Raw genomic sequence first — 16,089 nt, forward strand, 5'->3', positions numbered from 1 at the left:
CCAGCATCGGCTATAGCGCCTCCGCCGATGCTGCCAAAGGGTGCGTCACAGGCTGTCGTCCGAACCGATCGCCTGGTACAGCGTGATGCGGTTGGCGATGTCGGTGAGCGTCAGGCTGATCTCGCTCTGCTGCGCCGCATAGAGCGTGCGTTGCGCGACCAGCGCGGTGAGGAAGCTGTCGATGCCCTGCCGGTAGCGCGCGTCGGCGACCGTCCAGCTCTTGTTCGCCGCGGCGACGAGATCGGCCTGAGCCTCGCGCTGCCGCACGATCGTGCCGCGCCGGGCTAGCCCGTCGGAAACTTCCTTGTACGCCGTCTGCGCCGCCTTGCGGTAGGTGGCGAGCGAATATTCCGCCTGCGCCTTGGCGTAATCGAGGTTGCCGCGATTGGCGCCGCCGAAGATCGGCAGGCTGACCGACGGGTTGGCCGACCAAATGCTGGTCGGTCCGGAGAAGAGGCTGGTCAGCGCATTGCTGGCCACCCCGATCACGCTGGTGAGCGAGATGGTCGGGAAGAACGCCGCCCGCGCCGCGCCGATATTGGCGTTGGCGCCCTTCAGCTGATGCTCCGCCTCGACCACGTCGGGCCGATCGAGCAGCACGGTCGAGGACAGCCCCGCAGGGACGTTGGCAACGCCGGTATCGAGCGCGGCGAGGCCGGCGGGCAGCAGCGCATCGTCGATCTTTCCGCCCGCCAGCAACTCCAGCGCGTTGCGGTCCTGCGCGACGCGGGTGGTGTAGGCTTCGACGTCCGCCTTGCCCTGGGCGAGGATCGTCTGGGCATTGGCGACGTCGCTGCCGCTGACCAGCCCGACGTCGTGGAGCTTGCGGGTGAGCCGCACGGTCTCCTCGCCGCTCTTCACCTGCTGCTGTGCCACCGCGAGCAGATCCTGATCGGCGGCAAGCGTCGCATAGGCGGCCGCCGTCTCGGCGACGATGGCGAAGCGGGTCGATCGCGCGCCCGATTCACTCGCCAGATACTGCTCGAACGCTTGGCGCGAGAGATTCTTGAGGCGGCCGAACAGGTCGATCTCGAACCCGCTGATCCCGACATTGCCGGAGAATTGCGTCGTATCCCCGCCGCCTGCAGGCTCCGGTCCGCCGAGCGTGCGCTGGACCGACGCACTCGCGCCTGCCGCCACCGTCGGCGCCTCGCGCGAACGCTGGGAACGATATTGCGCGCGCGCCATCTGGACGTTGGCGACCGCGGCGGCGAGATCCTGGTTCCGCGACAGCGCCTGCTCGATCACCTGGCGCAGCTTCTCGTCGCCGGCCAGCGTGCGCCATGGCATCCCCGCGGCGCCTTCCTGGTTCGGAGCGTAGGCGGCGCCCTGCGGCCATTCGGGCGGCACATAGTCCGAGACTGCGCGGACATAGTTGGGCGCCATGTTGCAGGCGGTCAGCGAAGCGGCACCGGCGAGCAGCACCAGAGTACGGAGGGCATTCACGACTGGGTCTCCTGCGCCTTGGGCGCGCGGCTGTGGAACAGCTTGGCGATGACCACGAAGAACATCGGCACATAGAAGATCGCGAGCACGGTCGCGGTCAGCATGCCGCCGATCACCGCCGTGCCGATCGCGATCCGGCTGTTGGCGCCTGCACCCGTGGCGATCGCCAGCGGCAGCACGCCGAAGATGAAGGCAAGGCTGGTCATCAGGATCGGGCGCAGGCGCAGCCGGGCCGCCTCCAGCGCCGCCTCGACCAGATCCTTGCCGCGTCTGCGCGCATCCTCGGCGAACTCGACGATCAGGATCGCGTTCTTCGCCGCCAGGCCGATCGTGGTGATCAGGCCGACCTGGAAATAGATGTCGTTGTTGAGCCCGCGCATCGTCACCGCCAGCACCGCGCCGATGATCCCGAGCGGCAGCACCAGCAGCACCGCGATCGGCACCGACCAGCTTTCATAGAGCGCAGCAAGGCAGAGGAAGACGATCAGGATCGACGCGCCGTAGAGGAGAGGGGCCTGCCCGCTCGACTGGCTCTCCTGGAAGGAGAGGCCGGCCCAGGCATAGCTGGTGCCCGGCGCCAGCTCCTGCTGGAGCTCGACCATCCGCTGCATCGCCTCGCCCGAGCTGGTACCGGCTGCGGCCGAACCCTGGATCTCGTAGGAGGGGAGGCCGTTGAAGCGTGCGACGCTGTTCGGACCCTTTTCCCAGGACAGGGTGGCGAAGGCCGAGAAGGGCACCATCTCGCCCGTGGCCGGATTGCGCACCTGCCACTGGTTGATGTCCTCGGGCAGCATGCGGAACGGCGCATCACCCTGCATGTAGACGCGCTTGACCCGGCCGCGATCGACGAAGTCGTTGATATAGGTGCCGCCCCAGGCGGAGCTCAGCGCGCTGGTCACATCGTCGACGCTGAGGCCCAGCACGGCGAGCTTCGCCTCGTCGAGCTTGATGTCGAGCTGCGGCGTGTCGGGCAGAGCGGAGGCGCGTACGGCCATGAGGGCGGGATCCTTCGCCGCAGCCGCGATCAGCTTGTCGCGCAAGGCGACGAACTGCGCCTGCGACATGCCGCTCGAATTGAGCAGCTCGAAGGTGAAGCCGTTCGACTGGCCAAGGCCCGAGATCGGCGGCGGCGTCATCGCGAAGACCTGCGCGTCGCGGATCTTCGAGAAGGCGGCCATGGCCTTGCCATTGACCGCGCCCGCCGAATGCGCGGCGCCCGGCCGTTCGTCGAACGGCTTCAGGCTGGCAAAGCCCATGCCGGCATTCTGGCCCGACCCGCCGAAGCTGAAGCCGGAGACGGTGAAGGCGTTCGCGATGTCCTTCTCATTGCCGTAGAAATGCTGGATCTCGGCGCGGACCTGCTCGGTCCGCTCGGCGGTGGCGCCGGCGGGCAGCGTGTACATCACCATCGCCGTTCCCTGATCCTCTTCGGGCAGGAAGCTGGTCGGGAGGCGGGCGAACAACAGGCCGAGCACGACCGTGATCGCGAGGAACACGCCGAGGTGCATCAGCCGCCGGCGGATCACCGAATGCGCGCCATCCTGGTAGCGGCCGGTGATCCGGGCGAACCAGCGGTTGAACCGGCCGGCGAGCCCCTTGCGCTCGAGCGGGTCATGATGTCCCGGCTTGAGCAGGGTGGCGGTGAGCGCCGGGCTCAGCACCAGTGCGACGACGACCGACAGCACCATCGCCGAGACGATCGTCACCGAGAATTGCCGGTAGATCACGCCCGCCGATCCACCGAAGAACGCCATCGGCAGGAACACCGCGGACAGCACCAGCGCGATGCCGACCAGCGCCGATCCGATCTCGCTCATCGACTTGATCGTCGCGTCGCGCGGGCTGAGTCCTTCCTCCGCCATCACGCGCTCGACATTCTCGACCACGACGATCGCGTCGTCGACGAGCAGGCCGATCGCCAGCACCATGGCGAACAGGGTGAGCGTGTTGACCGAATAGCCTGCGACGGCGAGCACCCCGAAGGTACCGAGCAGCACGACCGGCACGGCGATCGCCGGGATCAGCGTGGCGCGCCAGCTCTGCAGGAAGACGAACATCACGACGACGACCAGCACGATGGCCTCGATCAGCGTCTTGATCACTTCCTTGATCGACAGCTTCACGAAGTCGGTCGTGTCGCGCGGATAGGTGATCGCGTAGCCGGCCGGCAGTTCCTTCGAAAGCTCGGTGACCCGTTCCTTGACCGCCGCCGCCGTCTTGAGTGCGTCCGCGCCCGTCGCCAGCTGGATGGCGATGCCCGATGCCGGGTGGCCGTTGAGCTTCGCCGAGGTGCCGTAGCTTTCCTGGCCGAGTTCGACCCGTGCGACATCGGCGAGGCGGACGACCGAACCGTCGCTCTCGGTCTTGACCACGATGTCGTTGAACTGGTCGACCGAGGTCAGGCGCGACTTGCCGCGCACCACGGCGTTGAGCATCTGGCCCTTCACCGCCGGCAGACCGCCGATCTGGCCTGCTGAGACATCCGCGTTCTGCGCCCGCACCGCCGCGGAGACGTCCGACGGCATCAGCTTGCGCGCGGCGAGCTTGTTCGGGTCGAGCCAGATGCGCATCGCATATTGCGCGCCGAACACCTGGGTCTGGCCGACGCCTTCGACGCGGCCGAGCGAATCCTGGAAATTGGTGACGAGATAGTCGGCGACGTCGCTCGCGGTGCTCTTGTCGCTCGCGTCGTAGAGCGCGACGATCATCAGAAAGTCGTTATTCGCCTTGGTGACGGTAACCCCCTGCGAGGTAACCGCCGACGGCAAGCGCGAAGTCGCCTGCTGAACCTTGTTCTGCACCTGCACCTGCGCGGTATCGGGATCAGTGCCCTTGGCGAAGGTCGCGGTGATCGAGGCGCTGCCGGAACTGTCCGACGACGACTGGAAATAGAGCAGCCCGTCGATGCCGGTCAGCTGCTGCTCGATGACCTGGGTGACGCTGGTTTCGAGCGTCTGTGCCGAGGCGCCGGGATAGCTGGCGCTGACCCGGATCGTCGGCGGAGCCACGTCCGGATATTGCGCGACCGGCAGGCTGGCCAGCCCGACCAGCCCTGCCAGCATGATGACGATCGAGATCACCCAGGCAAAGATCGGGCGATCGATGAAGAAGCGGCTGATACCCATGTTACTTGCTTCCCGCCGCGACAGCCTTGACCTGCGCGCCCGGGCGCGCCTTGTCGGTACCCTCGACGATCAGGCGTTCACCCGCCTTGAGGCCGCCGGTGACCAGCCATTTGTCGCCGATCGCCTGCGCGACGTTCACCGCGCGCTGCTCGACCTTGCCGTCCTTGCCGACCACCAAAGCGGTGGCATTGCCCTTGGCGTCTCGGGTAATGCCCTGCTGCGGCGCGAGGATGCCGTTCTGCACAACCGCCTGCGGCGCCTTCACGCGCACGAACATGCCGGGCAACAGCACGTTGTTAGGATTGGGGAAGCGCGCGCGCAGCGTCACCATGCCGCTGTTTGGATCGACCGTGACTTCGCCGAACTCGACCGTGCCCGTCTGGGGATAGATGCGGCCATTGCCGAGCACGAGCTGAACGGTCGTGCTCGCCGGCAGCACGTCGCCCTTTGCCAGACTCTCGCGCAGCGCGAGCAGCGCGTCGCTCGACTGCTGGATATCGACATAGATCGGGTCGAGCTGCTGGATCGTCGCCAGCGCCGTCGCCTGACCGGTCCCGACCAGCGCGCCCTGAGTCACGTTCGAGCGGCCGATTCGGCCCGAGATCGGTGCATAGACGCGGGTGAAGCCGAGATTGACCTTCGCGCTGTCCAGTGTCGCGGCATATTGGCGCACGCTCGCCTCGCCGGCGCGCGCCGTGGCAACGGCATCGTCGATTTCCTGCTTGCTGACCGCGTCCGCGCTGCCGAGCTGGCGGTAGCGCGCGACCTTGGCATTGGCGGTGATCACCGACGCCTGCGCGCTCGCCAGCTGTGCCGCCGCCTGATTGCGCGAGGCGACATAGAGTCGCGGGTCGATCTGGTAGAGCGGCTGGCCGGCGCGGACATAGGAGCCTTCCGTGAACAGCCGCGCCTTGATGATCCCGTCGACCTGAGGCCGGATTTCCGCGATCGCCGTCGCCGTGGTTCGCCCGGTGAGTTCGGACGTCATCGTCACGGGTTCGGTGCGTAACGTAACGACCCCGACTTCGGCCGGTCCTTGCGGCGGCATCTGCTTCGCACCGCCGCATCCGGCGAGGAGCAAGGCCGCGGTGACGGCGATCGGGGTTCGTAACGGCATGATCGGGACCCTTTGTCGAGGAAGCGTCCCGCCTAGCGATGCTGCACCGCGCAAAATACCGGCGCTTGGTAAGCAATTGTAACGGTACGTAACCGTCTGCGGGCGGCCGGAGGCGGCCCGCGCAGACCGTCCCGGCCTTGACCGCGGGGCCTTGGCCCGCCGCCGCTATAGCCGCCGCAGCGCCTGCGCGGGCCGTGCCGAGAGCACGGGCAGGGATCCGAGCAGTCCGATGCCGAGCGTCAACAGCGCGCCGATACCAAGTGTCGCCAGTACGACGCCCCAGTCCGGAGCCCAGCGAAACTCGAACACGCCGGTGATCACGTACCAGGCTGCAGCGCCGCCCAGGCCTAGCGCCAGCGTCGCCAGAATCAGGGCCAGCAGCGCATATTCAAGCCCCTGCGCGGTCAGGATCTGCCACCGGGTTGCACCCAGCGTCTTCAGAATGACGCTGTCATAGGTGCGCGCCTGTCGTGATGCGGCGATCGCGCCGATCAGCACCGCGATCCCGGCCAGGATCGCGACGGACGCCGACAACAGGATCGCGGTCGCCATCTGATCGAGGATCGTGCGCACCTGACCCAGCACTTCGCTCACGGCGATGATCGAGGCGGAGGGGAAGGCGGCGAGCAGTGCCTGCGACACCGCGCCCTCATGCTTCGCATCCATGTCGATCGTCGACGTCAGGCTGTGGGGCGCGCCCGCCAGCGTATTGGGCGAGAAGACCAGCACATAGTTGAACCCCATCGTGTCCCAGTTGACCTGACGGAGCGAGGCGATTCGGGCCTCGATTTCGCGGCCGAGGACGCTCACCGTCAGCGTATCGCCGACACGCAGGTTCAGGATGCGCGCGGCTTCGCGGTCGAGCGAGACGAGGGGCGGACCGGCATAGTTGCGCGGCCACCATTGGCCGGCGACCAGCTCACTGCCCTGCGGCAGCGTCTCGGCATAGGTGACGCCGCGCTCGCCGCGCAGGAACCACGCGCCCTCGGGCAAGGTCTTGAGATCGGCGACGCGCTGCTTGCCGTAGGCGGTGATCGTTCCGCGCAGCGACGGGACGATGTTGAGCTTCGCCTCCGGCGCTTGCTGCCTGACCAGCGCGGCGAAGCGGTCGCGCGATTCCGACGGGATATCGAGCACGAACTGGCTCGGTGCACGTGCGGGCACGGCGCGGTCGATCTCCGCGTCGAGGCTGGTCTGGATCGCGGCAAGGGTGACGAACAAGGTCAGCGCTAGCCCGAGCGCGATCACCAGCGCCACCGTCTGCGCGCCGGGACGGTGGAGATTGGCGAATGCGAGCCGCAGCAGCGGGCGGCGCGGGCGCGGCATGCGGGCGGACAGGCGGCGGATCGCCTCGCCGATGCCGAGCAGTACGAGCAGCACTGCCGCCACCGCACCCAGCACCGCAGCGGCGAAGAGCGGTTCGCGCGCCGTGGCGAGCGCCAGCGCGACGACCAGCGATCCTGCCACGGCGACCAGTACGACGCTGCGCCAGTTGATCCGGCGCGATTGCTCGACTCCGCTGCGCAGCTGCGCGGCGGCGGGGTGGGTGCGTGCCCGCGCAAGCGGGGGCAGCGCAAAGGCGAAGGCGATCAGCAAGCCGTAGGCGGCGCTGGTCGCGAGCGGGAGCGGATACACGCCGAAGCCGGGCGCCACGGGCAGCAGATCGCCGGCCAGCGCGACGAAAACCAGCGGCAGCAACGCGCCGACCACCAGCCCTGCACCCACTGCCAGCGCGGCGGCAGCACCGATCTGAAGCAGATAGATGCGGCTGATATCGGCGGATGTGGCACCGAGGATCTTGAATGTCGCGATGCCGCCGCGCTTCTGCGCGAGATAGGAAGCGACGCCGTTGCTGACGCCGATCCCGGCGATCACCAGCGCGGCCAGCCCGATCAGCGACAGGAATTGCCCCATCCGCTCGAAGAAGCGCACAGCGCCGGGTGCCGCGCGGTCTCGATCCTTATACTCCCAGCCCGCCGTTGGAAACTGCGCCTTGAGGCGATCGATCGCTTCGTTCGGGGCGATGCCGGGGGACAGGCGGATGCGGTATTTGGTCTCGTAGAGCGCGCCCGGCTGGAGCAGCCCGGTCCGTGCCATCCCATCAAGCGAGACGATCGCCACCGGTCCGAGCGTGAAGCCCTCTCCGACACGATCGGGCTCGTCGGCGATGATCCCCGCCACGCGGAACTCCGCTTCGCCATAGCGGACGCGATCGCCGGACTTGAGCAGCAGCCGCTCGGCGAGCGGCCGGCCGATCAGCACCGCGCCGGGCTCGAGCGGCTTGTAGCCGCCGGTAACCAGCGTGAGGCCGCCGTAGAGCGGATAGCGCGGATCGACGCCCTTGAGTTCGGTCAGCACCGCATCGGGCGCGCCCGATGCGGGTACTCCGCGCTGCGCCATCGCGCGGGTGCGGATGGTGTCGCTCACGGTTCCAAGGCTGGCCAGTGCCGCGCGTTCGGGCGCGGAGGCCTGACGCTGGGTCATCGCCACCTCGACATCGCCGCCCAGCAGGACGCGTCCGCGCGCCGACAATTCGCCCGTGATCGATGCGGTCAGGCTGCCGATCGTCGCGAGTGTGGCGACACCGAGGAACAGGCAGACCAACAACAGCCGCAGCCCGCGGAACCCCGCATGGAGGTCGCGCCGCGCGATCCGCCAGCTCGCGCGCCAGTCAAGGGCGCGCGCCGCGCCGCCGTCCGCGCTCAAGCGGCACTGTCCGCGATAATCAGACCGTCGCGCATCGTCAGCACGCGGTCGCACCGCTCGGCGAGCGCAGGGTCGTGCGTGATGATGAGCAGGGTCGCGCCCGCGGCACGCTGACGCTCGAACAGCAGATCGATGATCACGCCGCTGGTGGCGCCATCCAGATTACCGGTCGGCTCGTCGGCGAAGATGATCTCAGGCCGCCCCGCGACCGCACGCGCAATTGCGACGCGCTGCTGCTCGCCGCCCGAAAGCTGCACAGGATAGTGGGCGAGGCGGTGACCGAGCCCGACCGCCTCGAGCTCGGCGGCGGCGCGCGCGAAGGCGTCGGCTGCTCCGGCAAGCTCAAGCGGCACGGCGACATTCTCGTGCGCGGTCATCGTCGGGAGAAGATGGAATGCCTGAAGCACGATGCCGACGCGCCCGCGGCGCGCGCGTGCCAGCCCGTCTTCGTCGAGGTCGCCATAGGGGACCCCCGCGACGGTCACCTCACCGCCGCTGGCGCGTTCCAGCCCGGACAGGATGGCCATCAGCGACGACTTGCCCGAGCCCGACGGGCCGAGGATTGCCACGCTGCTGCCGCTGACGATGCCAAGGTCGATGCCCTTGAGAATTTCTGTCGGCGCTTCGCGCGTGCCGAGGGTGAGGGTGACATTGCGTGCGCGGATTGCGATATCCGCCGCCGGATCGATCGACATGCTTGGAGATGAAACCCTTGCCCAACAGACTTGCCCCATATGCGGGCGCACTGCTGCTGCTCCAAGGGCTGGCGGCATGTTCGAGCGAGAATAATTCCGCAAACCAAACGATCGCAGAGACGCCGGCGGCGCACGCGAACGCCGCGGCCTCGGCGGAAGCCGCGGACGCGCGGCTGGTCGTGGCGTTCGGCGACAGCCTCTATGCGGGCTATGGCGTGCTGCCGCAGGAGAGTTTCCCGGCCCAGCTTCAGAAGGCGCTGGCCGCACGTGGCGTCGCAGCGACGGTGCGCAATGCGGGCGTCTCGGGCGACACCAGCTCGGCCGGGTTGCGGCGACTGGCGTTCACGCTCGACGGGCTCGATCGCAAGCCGGACCTTGTGATGGTCAATCTGGGCGGCAACGACATGCTGCGCGGAATCGATCCCAAAGAGACCCGCGCGAACCTGACCGCGATCTGCGAGGAACTGAAGCGTCGCGGCATCCCGATCCTGCTCACCGGGATGGTCGCTGCGCCGAACATGGGCCGCGATTATGCGGATCGTTTCAACCCGATCTACGCCGATCTGGCGAAGCGCTACGACGCGATCCTCTATCCCTTCTTCCTCGACGGCGTGGTGACCGACCAGCGGCTGATGCTGCCCGATCGCATTCACCCCAATCCGGCGGGCCTCGAATCGATCGTGACGAAGGTCGCGCCGCTGGTAGCAGGCGCAATCGGACAAAAGTGAGGTCGGCATCGCCAGCGCCCTCAATGGTCGAGAGGGCGGTGGTGCCGGTTGCAGGAATCGAACCCGCGACCTTCGGTTTACAAAACCGCTGCTCTACCAGCTGAGCTAAACCGGCAATGGCACGAAACCCGCAGAAATCTACGGGCTAAGCGCCCTTGGCCCGATCGATTGATCCGGTCAAGGGCGTTTTGGGACGTATCGCCGGGCGCATGGTGGCGACCGGCGCTCAAGCTTGCTCGAGTGCGATCCCCTGGCCATCGACCGGCAGCAGTAGTGTGAGGACGGTTCCGCCCGGCCCCGAGCTGAGTTCGATCCTTCCGCCGATCACTTCGGCTCTGCGCGCCTGATTGCCGAGCCCGCGCCCCTTGGCAGCGATCGCGACGTCGAAGCCCCGGCCATTGTCGATGACGCCCACCCGTACGAAGCCGTTGCGGGTTTCGGTGGTGACGCGGATCTCGCTTGCGCCGGCGTGCTTGATGACGTTGGTGAAGGCTTCCTGCAGGATGCGCAGGATATGCAGCGAGTGGCGCTGGTCGAGCCAGGCAAGCGGCGGCACATCGCCGACCTCCCAGCGCAACTTGATGCCCGTCGCCTCCAGCCGCGGCTGGAGACGGAAGCGCAATGTGCCGAGCAGCAGCAGCAGGTCGGTCTCGACGGGCTCCATCGAATCGATCGTGAGCTTGAGATCGTCGATGCAGCCCTTGAGCAGATCGGCGATCTCCGACTCGTCGATGCGGCCATGCTCGACCACGCGCAATGCACTGACCAGCGACGAACCCAGGCCGTCATGCATGTCTTGCATCAGCCGCTGGCGCTCCTGAAGCAGCACCTCGCGCCGCTCGATCTCGCGGAGCTTCTCGTGGCTGGCGTTGAGCTCCGCCTCGCGTTCCGCCAGCCGTTCGGCGAGGACGGTGTTGGCGCGCTCGACCTCGCTCATTGCGCGCGTGTAGCGGCTCAGCATGATCTGGCAGAAGGCGACGATCAGGCCGATTGCAGCGTAGATGTTGAGGAACAGGCCTTCGATATCGACCAGATTGTTCTGGAGCAGGATGTCGTAGCCGCCGAGCAGAACGCTGAGCAGACCCCATCCGGCGAGGACCACGCCTTCGCGCGATTGTGCTTGCCAGCTGCGGTACAGGCCCAAGCTGAAGACGATGATGCCGAGGCTCGCCACGGCGATATAGATGACCGGAGCGATCACCGTGGCATCGAAGGTGCCGGCAAAGACGGGTAGCGTGACCAGGCTGCTCACCAGCGATAGCATCGCGAGCGCGGCGGTGAGCACCGGCTGGCGGTGATGGTGCAGCCGGAGCAGGAACAACTGAACGATCAGGATCATCCACGCGATCGAATTGACCGTGAACCAGCCGAACCAGGCATCGGAGACCGGCAGGCGGTCCATGCCCATATAGCTGTGCATGACGCGGAGAAAGACGACGACGGTCATTGCAGCGAACAGCAGATAGGGCGTCTCGCGCCGCCGCCTGAGCCAGACGAAGAAGGCGAAGACCCCCGTCGCGAGGAACATCGCGGAGCCGATATAGGGGAGCTCGGTCTGGAAGAAATTGCGGACCAGATACGCTGCACCGAGCTGCGAATAGTCGCCGATCCACAGGGTCGAGAGCGCGCCGCCCATGCCGCGGACATGGCGGATCCGGATCAGGATCTCCCGGGGCGGCGTGGTTTCGGCGGTGTCCTCGAGCGGGATCCACAGGGGGCGGTTCGAGCCGTTCCACTGGAGATTGGCGTGCGACTGATAGAAGAGCCGTCCGTCGAGATAGATCGCAATCTCGCCGTCCGTCTTCCAGCGCGGAACGTAGAGATAGGAATCGGGCGGTGCCGGCTGCGCGGGGTCGAGCTGAAAGTGGTACCAGCTCGTCCGCGTCGGCAGCAGGCCCGCATCGCCCGGCCGGGTCGGGACACCGGGGCGCGGGGCGTGCGGCATGGCGACCGTGCGCCATTGGCCGGGAATGTTCCGCCAGTCGATCTGGCGCGGTGGCGGCGCGTAACCCTCCGTATCCTGGGTCAGCAACTCCGCTTGGGTCAGGTGAATTCCGTGCGGCCGGCCGGCAAGCCAGGCACCGCCGAGGATCAGCAGCAGGATGCCGGCATAGAACAGCACGGTGCGCAGATAGCTAGAGAATCCCATGATTCCTGGCTTCGTAGATCGCTTCGGCCTTCGAGTGGACTTCGAGCTTCTGGTAGATTCGCCGGACGAAGGTCATCACCGTGTTGCGCGAGACCTGCATCAGATCGGCGATCTCGTCATAGCTGAACCCCTTGGTGATCAGCTCGAGCGCCTCGCGCTCGCGCGGGGAAAGCGGTGAGGGGAGCGTTTCAGGCTCGACCTGTTCCGGCGGCTGCGGCTCGGGTTCAGGCGCGCGAAAACGAAGTAGGATCTGGCGTGCGATGCGCGGGCTGATCGGGCTGCCGCCGGCGTGGAGCGCGCGGATTTCGTCGGCGATCTTCTTGGCGGAGCTGTCCTTGAGCAGATAGCCGGCCGCGCCCGCTTCGATCGAGGCGATGACGTGCTTCTCGTCGGCGAAGGTGGTGCTCACCATGATGCCGCAGGCGGGCCATGCGGCGTGCGCGGCCCGGATCACATCGATTCCGGATCCGTCGGGCAGGCCGAGATCGACCACCAGCACGTCGAGCGGGTCGCCGTCGAGCAGCACCCGGGCCTGCGCGACATTGTGCGCCATACCGGCAAGTTCGATGTCACCGGTTTCCGCCAGGGCGGCGGCAAAGCTGTTCTGGAAGGTGATGTCGTCCTCGACCAGCGCGACCCTCAGCAGCGGTGGAACAGAATCGGCCATCGAAACATCCTGAAGCGATCCGCGCACCTCAGCGCGGCCGGAGCGATTGCGGGGCAGGCGGTGCGCGATGCCCGGGTTACGGTCTTGTACCATCGATCCCGCCGGCTTCTGTCGCTAGTAATAGTGACATACACACGATTTCGGCCGCGTTACAATTTGTTCCGGCGCGCTGTCCGCGCTAGTCAGCGCCAGCCTGTCCGCTTTCGCTTGAGGCCGAGAATGAGACGCGCCATCCCAGGTCCGGAACCCCTCACGCCTATGCTGGTGGCAGAGCTGGTGGGCGGGATCTACGAAGCCGCGCTTGATCCGCATCTGTGGCACGACTTCGTCGACCGGATCGAGGCGATCTACCCGGATCTGACCGTCATGCTCTTCAGCCATGAGACTATGGGCGCCGGCGCGGATCTCAGTATCGTCGTCAACTATCCCGAAGCGGCGCTCCGCGACTATGCGGCCCATTATTTCTCGAACAGTCCCTATGTGGATTTCGTGCCCGGGAACGCGGTCGGGCTGCCGACGCGCTCGGAAACGATCATCAGCGAGTACGAGCTGTTCCGGACCGAACATTACAATGACTTCATGCTTCCGCACCGGCTGGGGCACCATGGCACCGGCATGGTGCTGGAGCGCGAGCCCGAAGGCTGGGCGTCCTTGTCCTTCGGCGACCGGCACGACGACCCGGTCCGGCGCGATCACCAGATGCAATTGCTGGGCCTGCTGGCGCCGCATCTGTGTCGCGCATTCAATCTGCGGCGGACATTGATGCAAGCGGGAGCGGCGGTGCTCGCGCCGCAGGCGATGTTCGAACAATGGAGCCACGCGGCCTTCGTGCTTGATCGCGACGGGCGGGTGCGGACAATGAACCGGCAGGGCGAAGCGCTGGTCGCGGCGGGCGCGGGAGTCACGCTCAATCGCCTCGGACGACTGCGCAGCTTCGATGACAGGTGCAGCCGTGCCCTCGACGACGCCGTCGTGGCGTGTCGCCTGTCGCTGGATGGTGTCTCGCAGGGAAGCGCGGCACCGCCGGGTACCATGTTGCCGCGGCCGGATGGCGGTTCGCCGCTTCAGGCGATGCTCTGGCCGATCGCCTCGGCGGCAAGCTTCGGGTTGCCGGTGGCATCGGGCCAGATGCTGCTCGTCATTTCCGATCCTGACGCGACGCCGCCCGACGCAATGGCCTGGATCGCACGCCGTTTCGGTCTGTCTCCGGCCGAGGAACGGCTGGCCAGCGCGGTGATCGCGGGCGTGCCGCTGAATGAGGCTGCGGAACGGCTGGGGATCCGGCTTTCCACCGCGCGGACACGGCTGAAGACCATCCAGACCAAGACGGGTTGTCATCGCCAGCTCGACCTTGTTCGGCTGGCGATGTCGGTACCCGGGTTCGAACCGGGCTGACCGTTTCCGGCCGGTCGCGGCAGGCCGGCACCCACTCCCATATGGGAACTGTTTCCCGCGTCTGTCCCCGCCTAGCCATCCCGCTCCATGCCGTGCGGAGGCCCCCGCGCGGCCGGGGGGATGGGGTCGATGGAAGTACAAAACACCCGGTCGAACACCGATGCACCGCCCCCGGTGACACGTGTGAAAACGGGAGAAAACCGTGCTTTCCGTAACGGAATTCCGTTTCTGTCACTATTAGTAGCGACAGACGCCCCACCTCACCTGCGGTACGAAGCGCCCCGCAGCGTCGCCGGCCCCCGTCGTGGGCCATCTGGCTTTGCCGCCTGTCTGTCCCCTTCGAACGAAAGCTGTCTGATGACGATTGCCGGTCATGTCGTACGTGGGCGTGTGTCCGCGGCCCTGGCGTTGCTCATGGCGGGAACAGCGCTGCCCGCACAGGCGCAACAGACCCTGCCTTCGAGGCAGGAGCTGAATCCGGCGCAGCAGTCGGCGCTTCCCGCGGCGCCGCGCGGCGAGCTGTTCCGCAATATCGAGGCGGGACCGTGCGCCTTCGCGGGAAGCGAGCTCAAATTCACGCTGAACGGCGTCGAGTTTCGCGGCAACAACGGCAAGCTCGCGCTCGACGGTGAGCGGCTGGCGCTCGCCTGGCGCGATCTGGCCGGGCAGGAGCTTCCGGTCAGCGCGATCTGCACGATCCGCGACCGGGTGGCTTCGCTCTATCTGCGCCGTGGCGTGCTCGCTGCGGTGAACATCCCCGAGCAGCGCATCGCCGACGGACGGATCGTCCTCGAGGTGACCGAAGCCCATGTCGCATCGGTCAATTATCGCGGCAATGTCGGCCCCGCGCAGCGGCAGGTCGCGCGCTATCTCGACAAGCTCAAGGGACTGACGCCCTTCGACCTCAACACCGCGCAGCGCTATCTGCTGCTCGCTTCGGACATTCCGGGCGTTACCGTCCAGGCCTCGCTCCGCCAGTCTGCGGGCGGGAATGGCGCTGTCGATCTCGATATCGAAGTCGCGCGTTCGGCCATCGCCGCCAGCTTCAGCCTCAATGACTACGGCTCGATGTCGATCGGGCGCGAACTCGCGACTGCGCGCCTCGATCTCAACAGCTTCACATCGCTCGGCGAGCGCACCACGCTCGTCGGCTACGGCACGTTGGGCAGTTCCGAGCAGCGCGTCCTCCAGGCCACCGAAAGCCTGAAGATCGGCGGGGAGGGGCTTTCGCTCAACCTGTCGGGGTCGTTCGCGTGGACCAAACCGGGCGGCGCGGTCTCGGCGTTGGGTCTCGAGGGCAACAGTTTCGCTGGCAATGCGCGGCTGAGCTATCCGTTGATCCGTCACCGCCGTCACAACCTCACGCTTTCGGGCGGCCTCGACTGGATCGACCAGAAGGTCGAGTTCGGCAATGGCATCGCGACGCTGACCGAGGACAAGTTGCGCATCCTTTTTGCGCGGTTCGACGGGCATTGGGCGCCGGCAGAGCTCGCCAGCCACTCGGTGGCAGTGACCGGATCGATCGAACTGCGCAAGGGGCTGAATGTGCTCGGAGCCTCGCCCTATGGCAGCCGCGTCGCGTCACGCTTCGGCGGCCAGCCCGACGCGACGGTCGTTCGCGCGGAATGGGCAGTGGGCGGGCGGCTGTTCGGGCCGATCGTCGCCACCGTTTCGGGCAGCTGGCAATATAGCAGCGTGCCGTTGCTCTCCTATGAGGAGTTCTCGGCCGGCAATCTGTCGATCGGCCGCGGTTACGATCCGTCGGCGGCGTCGGGCGATCGTGCACTCGGGGCGACGTTCGAGCTGACTACCGTGCCGATTGCGATCGGGAAGCGGGCGGCATTCCGTCCCTATGGCTTCGTCGATGCCGTGCGCCTGACCAACATCGGCCCGGGCGCCGGTGAATCGCGGTTGCGGTCGGCCGGGCTTGGCATCCGCGCGCAGTTCTCGCCCTGGATCTCGATCGACGCCGCCTGGGCGCACCCCTTCGACCGGCTTGCGCCGGGCACGCCCAAGCCGTCCGACCGCTTCCTCATCAGCCTGTCCGCGTCGATCTCGTGA

Annotated in this window: 10 protein-coding genes and 1 tRNA gene; 3 read left to right on the forward strand and 8 right to left on the reverse strand. The window is 67.0% G+C overall.

Annotated elements, in window-relative coordinates; translation table 11 throughout:
* Positions 1–45: 45 nt before the first annotated feature.
* From AC07TU_RS15720 to AC07TU_RS15740, 5 genes are all read right to left on the reverse strand, one after another.
* On the reverse strand, positions 46–1,446 hold the full coding sequence (locus AC07TU_RS15720; protein WP_495188855.1) for an efflux transporter outer membrane subunit: 1,401 nt from the start codon (positions 1,444–1,446) through the stop codon (positions 46–48).
* On the reverse strand, positions 1,443–4,571 hold the full coding sequence (locus tag AC07TU_RS15725) for an efflux RND transporter permease subunit (RefSeq protein WP_495188856.1): 3,129 nt from the start codon (positions 4,569–4,571) through the stop codon (positions 1,443–1,445). Before AC07TU_RS15725 ends, AC07TU_RS15720 begins: the two co-directional genes overlap by 4 nt.
* A gap of 1 nt (position 4,572) precedes the next feature.
* Positions 4,573–5,688 (reverse strand): efflux RND transporter periplasmic adaptor subunit, encoded by a 1,116-nt coding sequence (locus tag AC07TU_RS15730; RefSeq protein ID WP_495188857.1) that lies wholly within the window; start codon positions 5,686–5,688, stop codon positions 4,573–4,575.
* Positions 5,689–5,853: 165 nt separating this feature from the next.
* Entirely contained in the window at positions 5,854–8,394 is a 2,541-nt protein-coding gene (locus AC07TU_RS15735) for an ABC transporter permease (RefSeq protein WP_495188858.1), read from the reverse strand.
* On the reverse strand, positions 8,391–9,089 hold the full coding sequence (locus AC07TU_RS15740) for an ABC transporter ATP-binding protein (protein WP_495188859.1): 699 nt from the start codon (positions 9,087–9,089) through the stop codon (positions 8,391–8,393). The genes AC07TU_RS15735 and AC07TU_RS15740 overlap by 4 nt, the downstream gene beginning before the upstream one ends.
* A gap of 8 nt (positions 9,090–9,097) precedes the next feature.
* Between AC07TU_RS15740 and AC07TU_RS15745 the strand changes: the two genes are divergently transcribed.
* On the forward strand, positions 9,098–9,817 hold the full coding sequence (locus AC07TU_RS15745; RefSeq protein WP_495188860.1) for an arylesterase: 720 nt from the start codon (positions 9,098–9,100) through the stop codon (positions 9,815–9,817).
* Between the two features lie 39 nt (positions 9,818–9,856).
* Here the strand turns inward: AC07TU_RS15745 and AC07TU_RS15750 are convergent.
* The 3 genes from AC07TU_RS15750 to AC07TU_RS15760 all read right to left on the reverse strand — a co-directional run bounded on the left by AC07TU_RS15750 (position 9,857) and on the right by AC07TU_RS15760 (position 12,633).
* A tRNA-Thr gene (locus AC07TU_RS15750) sits at positions 9,857–9,932 on the reverse strand.
* Between the two features lie 111 nt (positions 9,933–10,043).
* A complete protein-coding gene (locus AC07TU_RS15755) occupies positions 10,044–11,966 on the reverse strand; it encodes a sensor histidine kinase (RefSeq protein ID WP_495188861.1) in 1,923 nt (640 codons plus the stop codon).
* Complete coding sequence (locus AC07TU_RS15760) at positions 11,953–12,633, reverse strand: LuxR C-terminal-related transcriptional regulator (protein WP_495188862.1); 681 nt, start codon at positions 12,631–12,633, stop codon at positions 11,953–11,955. The genes AC07TU_RS15755 and AC07TU_RS15760 overlap by 14 nt, the downstream gene beginning before the upstream one ends.
* Before the next feature lie 258 nt (positions 12,634–12,891).
* Between AC07TU_RS15760 and AC07TU_RS15765 the strand changes: the two genes are divergently transcribed.
* Positions 12,892–14,028: a helix-turn-helix transcriptional regulator gene (locus AC07TU_RS15765; protein ID WP_495188863.1), complete on the forward strand. Its 1,137-nt coding sequence runs from the start codon at positions 12,892–12,894 to the stop codon at positions 14,026–14,028.
* Between the two features lie 357 nt (positions 14,029–14,385).
* Positions 14,386–16,089: a ShlB/FhaC/HecB family hemolysin secretion/activation protein gene (locus tag AC07TU_RS15770; RefSeq protein WP_495188864.1), complete on the forward strand. Its 1,704-nt coding sequence runs from the start codon at positions 14,386–14,388 to the stop codon at positions 16,087–16,089.

The sequence above is a fragment of the Sphingomonas sp. GW821-FHT03E12 genome (assembly GCF_059420685.1).

Bases quoted from the DNA above. Each gene is read 5' to 3' on its own strand.
- AC07TU_RS15725 (WP_495188856.1), bottom strand. From the start codon at position 4,571: ATGGGTATCAGCCGCTTCTTCATCGATCGCCCGATCTTTGCCTGGGTG.
- AC07TU_RS15730 (WP_495188857.1), bottom strand. From the start codon at position 5,688: ATGCCGTTACGAACCCCGATCGCCGTCACCGCGGCCTTGCTCCTCGCC.
- AC07TU_RS15740 (WP_495188859.1), bottom strand. From the start codon at position 9,089: ATGTCGATCGATCCGGCGGCGGATATCGCAATCCGCGCACGCAATGTC.
- AC07TU_RS15745 (WP_495188860.1), top strand. From the start codon at position 9,098: ATGAAACCCTTGCCCAACAGACTTGCCCCATATGCGGGCGCACTGCTG.
- AC07TU_RS15755 (WP_495188861.1), bottom strand. From the start codon at position 11,966: ATGGGATTCTCTAGCTATCTGCGCACCGTGCTGTTCTATGCCGGCATC.
- AC07TU_RS15760 (WP_495188862.1), bottom strand. From the start codon at position 12,633: ATGGCCGATTCTGTTCCACCGCTGCTGAGGGTCGCGCTGGTCGAGGAC.
- AC07TU_RS15765 (WP_495188863.1), top strand. From the start codon at position 12,892: ATGCTGGTGGCAGAGCTGGTGGGCGGGATCTACGAAGCCGCGCTTGAT.
- AC07TU_RS15770 (WP_495188864.1), top strand. From the start codon at position 14,386: ATGACGATTGCCGGTCATGTCGTACGTGGGCGTGTGTCCGCGGCCCTG.